The 16,883-nt window shown below is 71.2% G+C and carries 13 protein-coding genes and 2 riboswitches; of the genes, 3 read left to right on the plus strand and 10 right to left on the minus strand.

Annotation, left to right across the window (positions count from 1 at the left end):
• Nucleotides 1-48: 48 nt before the first annotated feature.
• The 9 genes from ABZ444_RS13305 to ABZ444_RS13345 all read right to left on the minus strand — a co-directional run bounded on the left by ABZ444_RS13305 (nt 49) and on the right by ABZ444_RS13345 (nt 11,628).
• A complete protein-coding gene (locus ABZ444_RS13305) occupies nt 49-1,425 on the minus strand; it encodes an L-serine ammonia-lyase (protein WP_357995305.1) in 1,377 nt (458 codons plus the stop codon).
• 58 nt (nt 1,426-1,483) lie between these two features.
• A complete protein-coding gene (gene gcvH / locus ABZ444_RS13310; protein WP_357995307.1) occupies nt 1,484-1,873 on the minus strand; it encodes a glycine cleavage system protein GcvH in 390 nt (129 codons plus the stop codon).
• Complete coding sequence (gene gcvT, locus ABZ444_RS13315) at nt 1,870-2,955, minus strand: glycine cleavage system aminomethyltransferase GcvT (RefSeq protein ID WP_357995309.1); 1,086 nt, start codon at nt 2,953-2,955, stop codon at nt 1,870-1,872. Before gcvT ends, gcvH begins: the two co-directional genes overlap by 4 nt.
• A gap of 34 nt (nt 2,956-2,989) precedes the next feature.
• Nucleotides 2,990-3,089, minus strand: a riboswitch (glycine riboswitch).
• 20 nt (nt 3,090-3,109) lie between these two features.
• Nucleotides 3,110-3,207: riboswitch (glycine riboswitch) on the minus strand.
• 277 nt (nt 3,208-3,484) lie between these two features.
• Nucleotides 3,485-4,858: a M28 family peptidase gene (locus ABZ444_RS13320; RefSeq protein ID WP_357995596.1), complete on the minus strand. Its 1,374-nt coding sequence runs from the start codon at nt 4,856-4,858 to the stop codon at nt 3,485-3,487.
• A 71-nt stretch (nt 4,859-4,929) separates the two neighbouring features.
• Entirely contained in the window at nt 4,930-7,224 is a 2,295-nt protein-coding gene (locus ABZ444_RS13325; protein WP_357995311.1) for a M4 family metallopeptidase, read from the minus strand.
• Nucleotides 7,225-7,446: 222 nt separating this feature from the next.
• On the minus strand, nt 7,447-8,136 hold the full coding sequence (locus ABZ444_RS13330; protein WP_357995313.1) for a gamma-glutamyl-gamma-aminobutyrate hydrolase family protein: 690 nt from the start codon (nt 8,134-8,136) through the stop codon (nt 7,447-7,449).
• Complete coding sequence (locus ABZ444_RS13335; RefSeq protein ID WP_357995315.1) at nt 8,133-8,897, minus strand: 3-oxoacyl-ACP reductase; 765 nt, start codon at nt 8,895-8,897, stop codon at nt 8,133-8,135. The genes ABZ444_RS13330 and ABZ444_RS13335 overlap by 4 nt, the downstream gene beginning before the upstream one ends.
• Nucleotides 8,898-8,905: 8 nt before the next feature.
• Complete coding sequence (locus ABZ444_RS13340) at nt 8,906-10,249, minus strand: aldehyde dehydrogenase family protein (protein ID WP_357995317.1); 1,344 nt, start codon at nt 10,247-10,249, stop codon at nt 8,906-8,908.
• Between the two features lie 8 nt (nt 10,250-10,257).
• Nucleotides 10,258-11,628, minus strand: a complete 1,371-nt coding sequence (locus tag ABZ444_RS13345; RefSeq protein ID WP_357995319.1) for a glutamine synthetase family protein — start codon at nt 11,626-11,628, stop codon at nt 10,258-10,260.
• Nucleotides 11,629-11,752: 124 nt separating this feature from the next.
• Here ABZ444_RS13345 and ABZ444_RS13350 point away from each other — a divergent pair, with 124 nt between their 5' ends.
• Nucleotides 11,753-12,457, plus strand: coding sequence for an FCD domain-containing protein (locus ABZ444_RS13350; protein WP_357995321.1), 705 nt, complete (start codon nt 11,753-11,755; stop codon nt 12,455-12,457).
• Nucleotides 12,458-12,524: 67 nt separating this feature from the next.
• Here ABZ444_RS13350 and ABZ444_RS13355 read toward each other — a convergent pair whose 3' ends face one another.
• The gene (locus ABZ444_RS13355) at nt 12,525-14,264 is read right to left on the minus strand and encodes a DUF2264 domain-containing protein (protein WP_357995323.1); all 1,740 of its coding nucleotides are present in this window, start codon (nt 14,262-14,264) and stop codon (nt 12,525-12,527) included.
• A 124-nt stretch (nt 14,265-14,388) separates the two neighbouring features.
• Here ABZ444_RS13355 and ABZ444_RS13360 point away from each other — a divergent pair, with 124 nt between their 5' ends.
• Together ABZ444_RS13360 and ABZ444_RS13365 are read left to right on the plus strand one after the other, a co-directional pair.
• On the plus strand, nt 14,389-15,426 hold the full coding sequence (locus tag ABZ444_RS13360; protein WP_357971141.1) for a substrate-binding domain-containing protein: 1,038 nt from the start codon (nt 14,389-14,391) through the stop codon (nt 15,424-15,426).
• Nucleotides 15,427-15,533: 107 nt separating this feature from the next.
• Nucleotides 15,534-16,841, plus strand: a complete 1,308-nt coding sequence (locus ABZ444_RS13365) for an extracellular solute-binding protein (RefSeq protein ID WP_357995325.1) — start codon at nt 15,534-15,536, stop codon at nt 16,839-16,841.
• The last annotated feature ends 42 nt before the right edge of the window (nt 16,842-16,883 follow it).

Below are 16,883 nucleotides of genomic sequence, written 5' to 3' on the forward strand. Positions count from 1 at the left end.
GATCGCCTCCTCCGAGTGGTACAACTCTACGGTACCACTCGGAGTCGGTCAGCACTCGATGACGTTGACGGCCAGGCCGCCGCGTGAGGTCTCCTTGTACTTGTCGAGCATGTCGCGGCCGGTGTCGCGCATGGTCTTGATGGCCTTGTCCAGGGCCACGTAGTGGCGGCCGTCGCCGCGCAGGGCGATCCTGGCGGCCGTGATGGCTTTGTTGGAGGCCACCGCGTTGCGCTCGATGCACGGGATCTGCACCAGCCCGCCGATCGGGTCGCAGGTCAGCCCCAGGTTGTGCTCGATGCCGATCTCGGCGGCGTTCTCCACCTGCTCGGGGGTGCCGCCCATGACCTCGGTCAGCCCGGCCGAGGCCATCGAGCAGGCCGAGCCCACCTCGCCCTGGCAGCCGACCTCGGCGCCGGAGATCGAGGCGTTCTCCTTGAACAGCACGCCGATCGCGGCCGCCGTGAGCAGGAAGCGCACCACGCCGTCGTCGTCGGCGCGCGGGACGAACCTGGTGTAGTACGTCAGCACGGCCGGGATGATGCCCGCGGCGCCGTTGGTGGGGGCGGTGACGATGCGGCCGCCGGCGGCGTTCTCCTCGTTGACGGCCAGGGCGAACAGCGCCACCCAGTCCATCGCCTGCAGCGGGTCCTTCTCGGCAGACTCGGCCTGCAGCCGCCGGTGGAGCTGGTTGGCCCGGCGCTTGACCTTCAGCCCGCCGGGCAGCACGCCCTCCTTGGAGATGCCGCGCCGCACGCACTCCGACATCACGCGCCACAGGTTGAGGATGCCCGCGCGGATCTCCTCCTCGGTGCGCCCGAACGCCTTCTCGTTCTCCAGCATCAGGGCGGAGATCGACAGGCCGGTGTTCGAGCAGTGCTTGAGCAGCTCATCGCCCGAGGCGAACGGGTAGGGCAGGACGGTGTCGTCGGGCTTGATCCGGTCGGCGCCGGTGGCCTTCTCGTCCACGACGAAGCCGCCGCCGACGGAGAAGTAGACCTTCTCGCGCACGGTCTCGCCCTGCTCGTCACGGGCGGTGAAGCGCATGCCGTTGGGGTGCTCGGGCAGGGAGATCTTGCGTTCGAAGACGAGGTCCTGGCCCACGACGAAGGGGATCTCGTGCTCGCCGTAGAGGTTGACCGTGCCCGAGGCGCGCATCTCGGCCAGGCGGGCGTCGACGGAGTCGACGTCGACCAGCTCCGGCTTCTCACCGGACAGGCCGAGCAGCACCGCCTTGTCGCTGCCGTGGCCCTTGCCGGTCAGGCCGAGCGAGCCGTACAGGATGACCTCGACGCGGGCCACGCGGGGGAGCAGGCCGTCGTCGTGCAGCCCGCGGGCGAACTTGTGCGCGGCGGCCATCGGGCCGCCGGTGTGGGAGCTGGACGGTCCGATGCCGATCTTGAAGAGGTCGAAGACGCTGATCGCCATTGATGGCGCCCTTCAGTTCAGGAAGTGCCGGGGCCCGCCGCGGGCCCCGGCGTTGGTGTCAGGACTCGCCTGAGGTGAGCGCCGTGTACTCCTCGGCGGACAGCAGGTCCTCCGCGTCGCCCTCCATGCGGACACGGAACATCCAGCCGTCGCCGTACGGGTCGCTGTTGGCCAGCGACGGGTCGTCGGACACGGCCGCGTTCACCTCGACGATCTCGCCGCCGACGGGCGCGTAGATCTCGCTCACCGACTTGGTGGACTCCACCTCGCCGACCGAGTCACCCGCCTCGACGGTCGAACCGACCTCGGGGAGCTGCACGAAGACGACGTCACCAAGAGCCTCGGCGGCGAAGGCCGTGATGCCGACGGTCACGGTGATGCCGTCGTCCACGCCCGACACCCACTCGTGCTCCTTGGTGTAGTTCAGGTCGTCAGGGATGTTGCTCACTTGTTCCTCCTGTAGAAGGGCAGCTCGACCAGGTCCATAGGTTCATGGCTGCCCCGGATGTCCACGGCCAGACCTGTGTCGGCTCCGGCGTCCACGTAGGCCATCGCGATGGGCTTGCCCAGGGTCTGGGAGGGCGCACCGCTGGTGACCTCGCCGACGACGGCGCCGTCGCGGGTGACCGGGTAGCCGTGACGCGGCACCCGGCGGCCCTGGGCGACCAGGCCGACGAGGCGGCGGCGGGGCTGGTCGTCCTTGACCGCCTCCAGTGCCGCCCTGCCGACGAAGTCACCGGGCTTGTCGAATTTCACCACTCTGCCCAGCCCCGCGTCGAACGGGGTCAGGTCGGAGCTCAGCTCGTTGCCGTAGAGCGGCATGCCGGCCTCCAGCCTGAGGGTGTCGCGGCTGGACAGACCGGCGGCCCTGAGCCCGTGCGGCTCGCCCGCCGCCTCCAGGGCGCGCCAGAGCGGCACGGCGTCCTGGTTGGCGACGAACAGCTCGAAGCCGTCCTCGCCGGTGTAGCCGGTGCGGGCGATGAGCGCCTGGCGGCCGTCGACCACGCCGGGCAGGCCCGCGTAGTACTTGAGGCCGCCGAGGTCGGCGTCGGTGAGCGTGGCCAGGATCTCCTGGGCCTTCGGGCCCTGGATCGCGATGAGGGCGTACTGCTGGGAGCGGTCATCGACCGCCGTGTCATACGACTTAGTACGATTTTTCAGCTCATCCGCGACCTTGTCGGAGTTCGAGGCGTTGGCCACCACCATGAACTCCTCGTCCGCCAGCCGGTAGACGATGAGGTCGTCGAGCACCCCGCCGCGCTCGTCCACGATCATCGTGTACCTGGCCCGGCCGGGCGCGAGCGCCGACAGGTGGCCGACCAGGGCGTAGTCGAGGGCCTCTGCGGCCTGCGGACCGGTCAGGAAGATCTCGCCCATGTGCGAGAGGTCGAACAGCCCGGCCGCCTCGCGGACGGCTTTGTGCTCCGCCGACTCGCTGCCGTACCGGAGCGGCATGAGCCATCCGGCGAAGTCGGTCAGCGTGGCGCCTAGGGCCTCGTGGACGTCTCGTAGCGGCGTAGGTCGGGACATTTGTCGCACCTCAGGACAGGATTGGATGCCAGCATCCTCCCCCTCTGTCATGGATGCCTGAGAGCTTCGCCCGAGTTTTACCGGACTTTCACCTTCGGCGAGGCCCCGAGGGCCTGCTTTCCAGAGGTCACCTCCCCGTAAGAACGCCTTACAGGGCTGCCGCGCGGTCCTTTGCCTTGAGAGGTTCGCGGGGAGGGCTTGCTCCTTCAGGGACCCTGACCGGCTGTCAGGGTGCTCTCCCGCACGGTTTCGCCGGTGATGTCCGTCAGCCTAGTGCCGTCATGGGGGTGTTGTCGCGCTTCGCCCCCTGCCATCCGCAGCATCCGCGACATCCCGCACGCAGCGAAAAGCGGCCGCGGCCCCGGAGAGGCGGGGTCGCGGCCGCGTTGGTGGCCGCGCGCGAGCCGGTCATGGCAGGTCAGCTCGCACGCGGCAGCTCGGGGGCGGGCCGGTGGCGACCGGCCCGCGCGAGGATCAGGCCCTATGAATCAGGCCCCATGGATCAGGCCCTATAGGTCAGGCCCGAGGATCAGGCCCGCGCCCAGAGGGCGGGCACGTTCGGCGGCTCCCAGCCCGGCAGGCTGGTGTGCGCCTGGAGGCAGCGGTAGCTGACCCCCTGATAGGTGACGACGTCTCCGGCCGTGTACGACTTGTAGGCCGTCCAGGTGGTGCCCTGGCCGTCCCCTCCGACGGTCAGGGTGAAGGACGCGGAGTGGTCCGCCGTCGCCCCGTCGCCGTTGATCCCTATGGTGTACGTCCCCGCCGCGACGCCGCTGGTGGTGGCGATCGTGACGGTGGACGACTGACCCGCCTGCACAGTGGACGGGCTGAAGGAGACGGTGACCCCGCTCGGCACGTTCCCGGCGGAGAGCGCGATGCTCTGCGCCTGGCCGGACGTGACCTGGGTACTGACCGCCGCGGTAGCCGACTGACCGGCCTGGACCGATGCCGACGACGGGGCCACCGAGATCGAGTAGTCGTTCTCCGTGGGCGTGCTGGTGCCCACGGCGAGCTTCCATATGGCGTACGCGATGGCGTCGGAGTTGCGGTCGAGCGCCGTGGTGTTGACGGCGCTCGGGTAGCTGTCGCAGGCGCTGTGGTAGCAGCGGTCGAACGGCTGCCCGGCCGAGCCGCCCCACCTGGCGGCCTGGGCCGAGCTCTTGACCGCCCCGGCCCCCGTGGCCAGGCCGCCGACCCGGACGCCCGCGCTCTTGAACGAGGCGTGGTCGCTGCGGCCGTCGCCCTCCCTGTCACCCTCGGTCTGCAGGCCGATGGTGGCAAAGTAGTCGTTGAAGGTGCGCTGGATCGCCGCGTCGTCGTCGTAGACGAAGTAGCCGGCGTTGGTCGAGGCGATCATGTCGAAGTTCAGGTACACCTCGACGCCGCTCGCGCCGCCGTTCTGCACGTAGTACCTGGACCCGACCATGCCCGCCTCTTCGGCGCCCCACCAGCCGAACCGCACGTGCTTGGTGAGGGTGGGCCTGCGGGCGGCCAGGGTGAGGGCGTTCTCCAGGAGCGCGGCCGAGCCGGAACCGTTGTCGTTGATCCCGGGGCCGGCCGCGACGCTGTCGAGGTGGGCGCCGAGCATCACGGTCTGGTTGGCGGGGCCGCCCGGCCAGTCGGCGATCAGGTTGCTGCCGCCGCTGAAGCTCTGCACGCGGGTGGTGAAGCCGGCCGCGTCGAGCTTGCCCTTGATGTAGTTCATCGAGGCGGTGAAGCCCGGCCTGCCCGAGGCGCGGTTGCCGCCGTTGCTCGTGGCGATGGACTGCAACTGGCTCAGATGCGCCGTCACGTTCGCGACGGGGATGTCGGGCGCGGGGTCGGCGGCGGCGCCGGCCGGTCCGGCCGGCGTGGTGAGGGTCAGGGCCAACGCGGCGGTGGCCGCGGCGCCCAGCCTGAGCATGGCGTTCACGATCTGTGGCTCCTCAAGGGGGTTGGGCGGCCACCCCGGCGTGGCCGCCCAGGTATTGCGACTTAGACCGGCTGCCAGAGGGCAGGGGTGTTGGGCGGCTCCCAGCCCGGCAGGCTCGTGTGAGACTGCAGGCAGCGGTAGCTGGTGCCCTGGTAGGTGACGGTCTGTCCGGCCGTGTAGGCCGTGTACGTCTGCCACGTGGTGCCCTGGCCGCCGCCCACCGTCAGGCTGAAGGAGGCCGAGTGGTCGGCGCTCGCGCCGTCGGCGTTCAGGCTGATCGTGTACGTGCTGGGCGTCACGCCGCTCGTGGTCGCGAACGTCACCGTGGACGACTGCCCGGCGGTGATCGTGGACGGGCTGAAGCTGACCGTCACGCCCGCGGGCACGTTGCTCGCCGACAGCGCGATGCTCTGCGCCTGACCGGCGGTGACCTGCGTGCTGACCGTGGCGGTGGCCGACTGACCGGCCTGCACCGAGGCCGACGACGGGGTCACGCCGAAGGAGTAGTCGTTCGGCGAGCTCTGCCCGATCTGCAGGTTGTAGGTGGCCTGCCGGTCGACGTCGGCGCCGTCGGCCGTGATCGCGATCGAGTGGTTGCCCTGCGGGCTGCTCGCCGAGGTGGTGATCGTCAGCGTGGAGCTCTGCCCCGCGGTGATGGTGGCCGGGCTGAACGAGGCGGTCACGCCGGTCGGCAGGGTGCCGGCCCGCAGGGTGATCGACTGCGCCGAGCCGCCGGTCACGGTGGTGCTGACCGTGGTCGTGGTGCTCTGACCCGGAGTGACGCTGCCGGAGGCGGGGTTCAGGTTGACCGAGAAGTCGTTGCTGCCCTGGGTGCAGCTCGGCTCGCCGGACTGGGCCCGTACGCTGACGCCGTCCCAGGCGTTCTTGACCACGTTGAACTCGGTGCAGCTGCCCGGGTACAGGGTCTTGGCGGCCTGGAGGGTGGCGACCCTGGCCTTGGCGTGCGTCCACGGCTGGGTCTTCGTGTTCAGCGCGGACATGAACACCTCACCGGCCTTGCGGATGCCGATGCCGGTGATCGCGGCGCCGTTGTCGCAGCGGCTGCTCGCGGGCTTGCCCGAGGGGTTGGTGCCCTCGGCCACGAGGTAGAACCAGTGGTTCTGCGGGCCGGCCGCCGCGTGCACCTCGGTGTTCGGGATGGAGGCGCTGTAGCAGCTCGGGTGGCTGAGGGCCGACGGGTTGTACATGTTGCGGATCGGCCCGGCCCCGGAGAGGTTGACCTCCTCGCCGACCAGGTAGTCCGGCGGGTCGTTCGGGTTGTTGGCGTACGCCTCGGTGAGCGCGCCGAAGATGTCGCCGGTGGACTCGTTCATGCCGCCGGCCTCGTTGCCGCTGCCCGAGCCGCCGCTGGTGAACTGGAAGATGCCGTGGCCGAACTCGTGGCCGACCACGTCCATCGACGTGAGCTGCTGGGAGTTGGCGGAGTTGTGGCCGAAGGAGCCGTACTGGCCGTTCCAGTAGGCGTTGACGTCGGCCAGGCCGACGCGGGCCGGGTAGCCGCCGCCCTGGCCGTTGATGCCGCTGCGGCCGAGCCAGGCGCTCAGCATGTCCCATTCCCGCTGCGCGGCGTAGAGCGCGTCGACGCAGGCGGTCTCCAGGTTCGTGCCCGAGCCGTTGCCCCAGGTGTCGGTGGTCTTCGTGTACGGCGAGCCGTTCTGGCCGCCGCACGCGACACCGCTCCTGCGGGGGTCGCGCATCGTGTACGAGGGGCTGGTGTCGATGGTGACGGTGCCGACGTAGTAGCTGTTGCCGGTGCCGTCGCGCACCTCGTCCCACTCGTCGATGACCTTGCCGGTGAGGGCGTCCACGTAGACATGGAGCTTGGTCTCGTGACCGGTGGCGTTGGCGCCGGTGACCAGGACCTCGTAGGCCAGCCGCGGGGTCTTCGTGGCGGCGTGCACGGACAGCACGGGCGTGGCGACGGTCTCGACCCTGGCCACCTTGGCCCTGGCCGTCACGGCGGCCTGGGCCGCGGTCACCTTCGCCTTCGTGCCGATCCCGATCTTCGTGCGCTGCCCGGTGGCGACCGTGTCGACCACCGCGCCGGAGGCGTCCGTGGCGACGACCACGTCGCCGCCGTAGACGGGCAGGCCCGCGTGGTTACGGGCGTAGGTCAGGTACTGCAGGCCGCGGACGCCTTCGACGGTCGACGTCAGCGTGAACGTGTCCTGCTCGGATGCCAGCAATGCCGCCGAGTCGGCCAGGATCGCGTTGTGTGCGGTGGCGATCGCGTTCCTGCGCTCGTCGGGGCTGGGAGGATCGGCCACCTGCGACGCTTGGGCTGTGGCGCTCGTGGCGCCCACCAGCGAGCTGGTGGTCAGGGCTAGCGCGAGCATTGCGGCAGCCCCCAACCTGAGTTTGGGGTTCACTCTCTGGCTCCTCAGGGGGGTGTGGAGTGGAAGAGCCCCGGCCGGCTGGGGATGAACACAGGGTGACACCGGGATGGCGCGACCCGGTACCCAACAAGTTTCCTATAACGTGGTGGTATGGCCCTTTGAGCTGGGATTTCGCGCGATTTTAGGGCGCAGAAAAGGTAAAGAAGCTTTCCAGTAACGGTCTCAGCAGGCCGCCGTGAACGCCTCGAAGAGCGCCGGTCCGTCGCCCGCCTCCGGGTGCCACTGGACCGCCACCGCGAACCCGCCGGAGTCGAGCTCCACCGCCTCGATCGTCCCGTCGCCTGCCGTGGCGGTGACCGTGAGGCCGGGGGCGAGCCGGTCGACGGCCTGGTGGTGGTAGTGCGGGACCGCCACCGGTTGCGTGCCGAGCGCCTTGGCCAGGCGGCTGCCGGGGACGGGCGTGACCGGCAGGTGGCCGAACTCGCCGGGCGCGGGGGAGTGGCCGGTGTGCCCGGTCACATCGGGCAGGTGCTGGTGCAGGGTGCCGCCGAGCAGCACGTTGAGCACCTGGAGCCCTCGGCAGATGCCCAGGAACGGCAGCCCGGCCGCCAGGGCCGCCGCCAGCAGGGCGAACTCGGCCTCGTCCCGGAACTCCCGGACGTAACCGGTGCGCTCGTGCGCCGCCCGGCCGTACCTGGCCGGGTCGACGTCGCCGCCGCCGGCCAGGACGAGACCGTCGAGCCGCCCCACGACCTGGGCGGGATCGCCGGCCGGCGGCAGCAGCACGGGCTGCCCGCCGGCCTGGACGATCTTCTCGACGTACATGTACGGCAGCAGCGCGACGGGCAGGTCCCACACGGTGAACCGGGCGGGCTCGACGTACGTCGTGACGCCGATGACCGGACGGGTCACAGCGGCGTCACGTACGCGCCGGAGATGCCGCCGTCCACCAGGAACTCGGCCCCCGTGATGAAGGAGGCGTCGTCGCTGGCCAGGAACGCCACGGCGGCGGCGATCTCCGACGCCTCGGCGAAGCGGCCCACCGGGATGTGCACCAGGCGCCGCTGGGCCCGCTCGGGGTCCTTGGCGAACAGCTCCTGCAGCAGCGGCGTGTTCACCGGCCCCGGGCACAGCGCGTTGACCCGGATGCCCTCGCGGGCGAACTGCACGCCCAGCTCGCGCGACATCGCCAGCACGCCGCCCTTGGAGGCCGTGTACGAGATCTGCGACGTGGCCGACCCCATCACCGCCACGAACGACGCGGTGTTGATGATCGACCCCTTGCCCTGCCGCCGCATGTACGGGATGGCGTGCTTGCAGCACAGGTACACGCTGGTCAGGTTCACCTCCTGGACGCGGCGCCAGGCGTCGAGGCCGGTCTCCAGGATCGAGTCGTCGTCGGGCGGCGAGATGCCGGCGTTGTTGAAGGCGATGTCCACGCCGCCGTAGGTCTCGTGGGCCGTGGCGAACATCCGGACGACGTCGTCCTCGCTGGTCACGTCGGCCTTGACGAAGAGGCCGCCGACCTCGCCCGCGGCCTTGGCCCCGGCGTCCTCGTCGATGTCGACGCAGACGACCTTCGCGCCCTCCTGCGCGAACCTGCGCGCCGTGGCCAGCCCGATGCCGCTGCCCGCGCCCGTGATCACGGCCACCCGGTCCTGCAATCGCTGCACTGTTGTCCCTACTCCCAGGATATGAAGACGTTCTTGGTCTCGGTGAAGGCAGTCAGGGCGTCGGGGCCGAGCTCCCGGCCGAGGCCGGACTGCTTGAAGCCGCCGAACGGGGTCCAGTGGCGCACCGAGGAGTGCGAGTTCACCGACAGGGCGCCCGACTCCACCGCGCGGGCCACCCGCAGCGCCCGCCCGACGTCGCGCGTCCAGATGGACCCGCTCAGCCCGTACGGGGTGTCGTTGGCGATGCGCACGGCCTCGGCCTCGTCGGTGAACGGCACCACCGACACGACCGGGCCGAAGATCTCCTCGGTGAAGGCGCGGTCGGTGACCTTCGAGGTGAGCACGGTTGGCGGGAACCAGTAGCCCTTGCCCTGGGGGCAGTCGCCCTGGAGGTAGGGCGTGCCCTCGACGAAGCCGCGGACGCGTTCCAGGTGCTCGGCGCTGATCAGCGGGCCCATCTCGGTGGACTCGTCGAGCGGGTCGCCGACCTTGACGCCGCGCACCGCCGCCGACAGGCGCTCCAGGAACTCGTCGTACACCTCGGCCTGGACGAGGATGCGCGAGCGGGCACAGCAGTCCTGGCCGGAGTTGTCGAAGACCGCATAAGGGGCGGTTTTTGCCGCTTTTTCGAGATCCGAGTCGGCGAAGACGATGTTCGCGGACTTGCCGCCCAGCTCCAGCGTCACCCGCTTGACCTGCGCCGCCGCCTTCGCGGCGATCTCCTTGCCCACCTCGGTCGAACCGGTGAACACGATCTTGGCCACACCGGGATGCTCGACCAGCCGGGCCCCCGCGACCTCCCCTGCCCCGGGCAGCACCTGGAGCACCCCCTCGGGGAGACCCGCCGCCAGGGCCAGCTCGGCCAGCCTCAGCGCCGTGAGCGGAGTCCATTCCGCCGGCTTGACGATCACCGTGTTGCCCGCCGCCAGCGCCGGGGCGACGCCCCACGACATGATCAGCATCGGGAAGTTCCACGGCACGATGACGCCGACCACGCCCAGCGGCTCCTGGAACGTGATGTCCACGCCGCCGGGCACCGGGATCTGCTTGCCGTGGTTGCGCTCGGGGGCGGCGGCGTAGAAGTGCAGCACGTCGCGGACGGCCCCGGCCGCCCAGCGCGCGTTGCCGATCGGGTGCCCGGCGTTGTCCAGCTCCAGCCGGGCCAGCTCCTCGCCGTGGGCGTCCACCAGGTCGGCGAAGCGGCGCAGCAGCCGCGCCCGGTCGCCCGGCGCCACCTCCCGCCAGCTCCGGTACGCCTTCGCGGCCCGCTCCACCGCCCGGTCGACCTCGGCCGCGTCGGCCATCTCGACCTCGGCGACGACCTCTTCCGTCGCCGGATTAACGATCCTCATGCCTACCGTCACATTCGCTCGAAACCACGGAACAGCTCCCAGTCCGTCACCGCCGCGTCGAAGGCGGCCAGCTCCACGCGCGCGTTGTTCGCGTAGTGCTCGACCACGTCGTCGCCGAACGACTCCCTGGCCAGCTTCGACCCCTCGAACAGGGCGAGCGCGTCCCGCAGCGTGTGGGGCACGGTCTCGGCGCCGGAGTCGTAGGCGTTGCCCCCGAAGGCGTCCTCCAGCGGCAGCTCCCGGTCGATGCCGTCCAGCCCGGCCGCGATCAGCGCCGACACCGCCAGGTAGGGGTTGACGTCCCCGCCCGGCACCCGGTTCTCCACCCGCAGCGAGGGGCCGTGGCCCACCAGCCGCAGGGAGCAGGTGCGGTTGTCGACGCCCCACTTGACGGCGGTGGGCGCGAAGCTGCCGGGCACGTAACGCTTGTAGGAGTTGACGTTGGGCGCGTACAGCAGGGTGAGCTCGCGCATGCGGGCGAGCTGCCCGGCGATGAACCGCGCGCCGAGCGGCGAGAGCCCGTACGGTCCCTTGCCCGCCATCACCAGCCCGCCGTCGAGGCCGCGCAGCGAGATGTGGATGTGGCAGGAGTTGCCCTCGCGCTGGTTCGGCTTGGCCATGAAGGTGATCGAGCGGCCCTCCTGGGCGGCGATCTCCTTGGCGCCGTTCTTGTAGATCGAGTGGTTGTCGCAGGTGCGCAGGGCCTCGTCGTAGCGGAAGGCGATCTCGTGCTGGCCGAGGTTGCACTCGCCCTTGGCCGACTCGACGTACATGCCGGCGCCCTCCATGTCGCGCCTGATGCGCCGGAGCAGCGGCTCGACGCGGGCGGTGCCGAGGAGGGAGTAGTCGACGTTGTAGAGGTTGGCGGGGGTCAGGTCGCGGTAGGCGCGCCGCCAGGCGTCCTCGTAGCTGTCGTCGTAGACGACGAACTCCAGCTCGGTGCCCACGTACGCGGCCAGGCCCCGGTCGGCCAGGCGGGCGAGCTGGCGGCGCAGGATCTGCCGCGGCGAGGCGGTGACCTCGCCGCCCTCCTCCCAGGCCAGGTCGGCCATGACCAGGGCGGTGCCGTCCTGCCAGGGGACCCGGCGCAGGGTGGACAGGTCGGGCTTCATCGCGAAGTCGCCGTAGCCCCGGTCCCAGGAGGACATGTCGTAGCCGGCGACGGTGTTCATGTCCACGTCGACCGCGAGCAGGTAGTTGCACCCCTCGGAGCCGTGGTGCAGCACCTCGTCCAGGAAGTAGCGGGCGGAGAGCCGTTTGCCCTGCAACCTGCCCTGCATGTCGGCGACGGCGAGCAGCACCGTGTCGATCCGGCCGGACGCGACCTCGCCCCGCAGTTCCTCGACGGACAGGAATCCGTTGCCCGCTGGTTCGCTCACCCTAGGTCGCTCCGATCTGCTCTGAAGCGCTTTCCCGTTGATTGGGCTAGTCTCAGACCATTGATGTGCATGCCGGGATCGCTTGTCAAGACCTGAGGACACCTTGGACGATTCGGCGCGTTTGATGACAGTGCTGCGGCCGGTGAAGGCGGGAAACGCCTTCGAGGAGACCGTGGAACGGCTGCTCCAGGCGATCAAACTGGGCGTGGTGGCGTACGGCGACAAGCTGCCGCCCGAGCGCGAGCTCGCCGTGCGGCTGGGCATCAGCAGGGTCACCCTGCGCGAGGCGATCCGCGCCCTCCAGGACGCGGGCTACCTCGACGTGCGGCGCGGCCGGTACGGCGGCGCGTTCGTCACCTACGTCCCGCCGCGGCCCGACGCGGGCGACCTGCGGCAGGCGGTGGCCGACATGGGCATGGCCGAGCTGTCGGACGCGCTGACGTTCCGGCTGGCGGTCGAGTGCGGGGCGGCGCAGGTGCTGGCCGCGGCCGACCTGGCCGCCGGTCAGCGGGAGGTGCTGCTGCGCCGGCTGGCCGAGCTGGACGCGGCGCCCCTGGAGGACTACCGGCGCCTCGACACGGCCTTCCACCTGTCGATCGCCGAGCTGACCGGCTCGACGCTGCTCGCGGCGACGTGCGCCGACGCCCGCTCCCGGGTGAGCGACCTGCTGAACGCGATCCCGATGCTCCAGGTGAACATCGAGCACGCGGCCGCCCAGCACCGGGCCATCGTGGACGCCATCCTGGCCGGCGACCCGGACGCGGCGCGCCGGGCGATGGCCGAGCACCTGGAGGGCACGGCGGCCCTCCTGCGCGCCTTCCTGGCCTGAGCGCCTTCGCGGGAGAGCAGTCCTGAGGGTGGGACCGTCCTGAAGCGAAGGCCGCGTGGGCGGGCCGTCAGGCGGCGGCGCCGCCCGGGGCGCGGACCCGGAAGGTGTGGCGGGTGCCGTCGGGCCAGGTCAGCGTGATCTCGTCGGCCGTCACCGCCGCCGCCGGCACCTCGGCGGGGTCGCCGCCCAGGACGGCCGCGCTGACCGCCCAGCCGTCCGCCGCCACCCCCTCCAGCACGGGCACGGCCGCCGGAGCTCCGAAGGCGCTGCCCCCGGGGTCGTCGGCGACGTACGCCCGGCTGTAGCCGCGCACCGCGACCAGCTCGGAGACCAGCCCGTCGCCGTCCCGGACCCGGGCGCCGGGCCCGCCGGCCGGGTCCGCGGCCGCGACGAGCGCCCAGCCGCTCTGCCGGACCGCCGAGCCGGGGGCGACCCGATGGACGCGCACCTCGACGGCCCCCCTGACCACGCTCAGGCTCTCCACGCCGGCACTCGCCGACGCGGCCCACGCCAGGTCGCCCGCCGAGCCCGTCCCCCGAGGGGTGATCGTGCCGCGCCCGGCGACCGTGCCGTCCGGGCCGACCACGCCGAAGTGGTTGTCGGGGACGCCCGTGGTCGGCGCGGTGCGGGTGGAGTAGGCGTAGCGGTCGTACAGGGGGTCGCCGGGGTGGTGCTGGCTGCCGTGGTTGAGCAGGCGGGCGACGTCGCCGGTGTGCTGGACGACCAGTCCGGGGCCGGGCAGCGCGGCGAGCCCGGTGGGGCCGGGCTCCTCGGGCGCCGTCCACACCGGGTGGCCGGCCGGCAGCAGCAGCCCGAGGAACGCCTTCGACGCCCAGTACGGGGACGCCGAGCCGGAGTAGGACTGCAACGAGGGCTCGTGGGGGCCGTGCCAGCCCAGCGTGAGCAGCCCCTCGGGGGAGAGCGCGCCCTCGTCGAGGAAACGGCGCAGGACACCGGAGGCGATGCGGCGGGTCTGGCCGGGGGAGAGCGGGGTGGCGTCCAGCAGGGCTCCGGCGAAGAGCGAGGTCGCCGAGGCGAAGCGGTAGGTGAGGGAGCGGCCCTGGTGGAGCATGCGGCCGTCCTGGTCGAAGGTGAGCGCGTAGCTCTCCAGGAAGCGGCGCAGGCGGGGCCCGGGAGAGCCCTGGCCCGAAAGGTGGGCCAGCAGGGCCGGGTAGAGGTGCATGGCCCAGCCGTTGTAGTGGTCGAAGGAGCGGTTGTCGCCGTCGGCGTACCAGCCGTCGCCGGCGTACCAGGGCTCGATGCGGGCCAGGCCGCGCGCCACCGCCGCGCCGGCCTCCTCGGCGTGCAGGCCGACGGCCGACAGGAAACCGCCCACCATGGCGGGGAACAACCACCAGTTGTTGTCCACCGGCTCGTGCCGCAGGGCCGCGGCCAGGTAGGCGGCGACGCGTTCGCGGGTGGCGGGGGACAGGCGGTCCCACAGGCGCTCGCGGGTCAGCCAGAGTGACAGGGCGATCGAGGCCGCCTCGACCATGGGCTGGGTGCGGTCCTCGATCGGCTGCCAGACGCCGGGGCCGGACTCCAGGCCGCGCGCGTACGGGGCCAGCAGCTCCTCGGGGCCGCCACCGGCCACGCGGAAGGCGGCCAGCAGGAAGGTGCGCGCGTACCCCTCCAGGCCGTCGCAGCGCGACCAGCTCTCGCGTCCCGGCAGCGTGATCACGGCGCCGTCCGCGGAGCGGTACGGTTCCACCGCGGCCAGCAGCCCGTCGGCCACCGCCTCCCAATGGGCGCGGGTCCAGCCGGTGTACGGGCTGAGCGTTCGATCCTCCGGGGGAAGCGGGAACATGCGGCACTCCAAGGGGACGTCCGGTCTCGGGCGGGACCTTAGCATCCTGATCGAACGAAAGCATCCGTTCAAAAACGAAAGCACTTCCCGCTAGGATCGTAGGGTCGAGTCAGAAGGAGTCGCGGTGTTCGCCGAACAACGTCATGAACTGATCCTGCGCGAGGTGCGCGAGCGCGGTTCCGTACGCCTGGCCGAGCTGGTCGACCGGCTCAACGTCTCGATGGTCACCCTGCGCAGGGACGTCGAGCACCTGGCCGGCCAGGGCCTGGTCAACCGCGTGCACGGCGGCATCACCCGGCCCGAGTCCGTGCCCGCCCCCACCAGGGAGCGCTCCCTGACCCTCGGCATGCTGGTGCCCTCGGCCACCTACTACTACCCGGCGGTCATCAGGGGCGCCCGCGAGCAGGCCGAACGGCTGGGCGCGCGGCTCGTCCTCGGCGTCTCGCGCTACGACGACGAGGAGGACCGCACCCAGGTCAGGCAGCTCGTGGACGGCGGCATCGAGGGCCTCCTGCTCACCCCGAGCAGGCAGCCGGACGCCTCGCACGAGGGCTGGCTGGCCGAGCTGGGCGTGCCGGCGGTGCTCGTCGAACGGCGGGCCGAGCTGGGCGGGCCCGCCTCGCTGCTGGACGCGGCGGCCTCCCACCACGCGCACGGGGCCTTCCTGGGCGCGCGGCACCTGGCCGAGCTCGGGCACCGGCGCCTGGCCATGGTCTCGCGGGACAGTCCGACGGCCCCCCGGGTGCGGCACGGGTTCCTCGCCGCCGTCCGCGACCTGGGGCTGGCCGAGCCCGTCCACCTCGACGTGGCGCAGGAGGGGCCCTCGCGCGAGCAGGTGGCCGGCGTGGTCGCGGCGATCAGGGGCGGGGTCACGGCCATGCTCGTGCACAACGACGAGGACGCGTTGCTGCTGGTCCAGCACCTGCGGGCGGCCGGGGTGCGCATTCCCGAAGAGGTGTCGCTGGTCGCCTACGATGACGAGGTGGCGGCGCTCAGCGACCCCCCGCTCACGGCCGTCGCGCCCCCCAAGGCCGCGGTCGGCCGCTGTGCCGTCGACCTGCTGGTGAGCCGGATCCAGGAGGGCCCGCGGCGCCCTGCCCAGCACGTGGCGCTGCTGCCCGAGCTGAGGGTCCGGGAATCCACGGTCGCGCCGCGTCCGTGAAGTTACGCATCCATTTCGTTATTGATCGATTTGTGGCCTCTCTCTAGACAACCGATCGAGTATGAGCGAATGATGCCTTATCGATCGAAAGCGATGAGGAGCCATCGATGGGACGCAAGAGCGCCGGCATTGCCGGACTGCTGGCCGGTATGAGCCTGCTCGCCGCCGCGTGCGGCAGCACGGAGCCGGCGCAGCCCGCGGGTGAGGCGGGCAAGCCCACCCAGGTGACGTTCTGGGGTTGGGCGAAGGGCACCCAGCAGGTCGTGGACGCCTTCAACAAGTCACACAAGGACGTCCAGATCAAGTACGAGGAGATCCCCTCGGGCAACGCGGGCGGCTACGCCAAGTTCTCCAACGCCGTCAAGGCCGGCAACGCCCCCGACGTCATGTCCGTGGAGTACCCGCAGCTCCCCGACTTCGTGAACCAGGGCGCCCTCCAGGACATCTCGGCCGACGTGGCCGACGTCAAGTCCAAGTACCCGGCCGAGGTCTTCAGTCTGGTCGAGCTGGGCGGCAAGGCGTGGGCGCTGCCCATGGACGCCGCGCCGCAGGTGTTCTTCTACCGCAAGGACCTGTTCGAGAAGAACAAGATCGAGGTCCCCAAGACCTGGGACGACTTCCGCGCCGCCGCCGAGAAGGTCAAGAAGGCCGACGGCAGGTCCCGCATCGCGACCTTCTTCCCCGACGACCCGAGCGTGCTGGCCGCGCTGTCGTGGCAGGCGGGCGGCAAGTGGTTCGGCACCGAGGGCGACGCCTGGAAGGTGACGATCAACGACGAGCCCAGCAAGAAGGTCGCCGAGTACTGGCAGGGCCTGGTCAAGGACGACCTGCTGAAGGTCCAGCCGTCCTTCAGCCAGGAGTGGAACGCCGCCTTCGAGGACGACACCCTCTGGGGCTACGTCGGCGCCAACTGGGGTGCGGGCGTCATGAAGGGCAACCACGCCGGCCAGTCCGGCAAGTGGGCCATCGCGCCGATCCCGAACTGGGGCACCCCGGCCAGCGGCATGCTCGGCGGCACCACGTTCGGCGTGAGCAAGGGGTCGAAGAACGCCAAGGCCGCCGTCGAGGTCGTCAAGTGGCTGACCGGCTCGGAGGAGGCGTGGACCGCCCGCCTGTCCTCGGGCACCTCCAGCGGCTTCCCGGCCATCGCCGACCTCGTGCCGGTCGCGGCCAAGAGCTTCGACGCCTCCTTCTACGGCGGCCAGGACATCTACGCGCTGTTCGCGGAGTCGTACAAGACGGTCCAGCCCGGCTGGACGTGGGGCCCGAGCATGGTGCAGACGCTGACCACGTTCAAGGACGCGCTCGGCAAGGTGTCCAGCGGCGGCACCACCATCCCCGGCGTGCTGGACACCGCTCAGACGGCCACCGTCGGCGAGATCAAGAGCCGCGGCCTCAACGTCGCCCAGCAGTAGCACGACGCGCGCGGCGGAGCGCCGGCTCCGCCGCGACCCACC

This window comes from Nonomuraea sp. NPDC005730 (assembly GCF_040630865.1).
In the GTDB taxonomy this organism is placed as follows: Bacteria; Actinomycetota; Actinomycetes; order Streptosporangiales; family Streptosporangiaceae; genus Nonomuraea.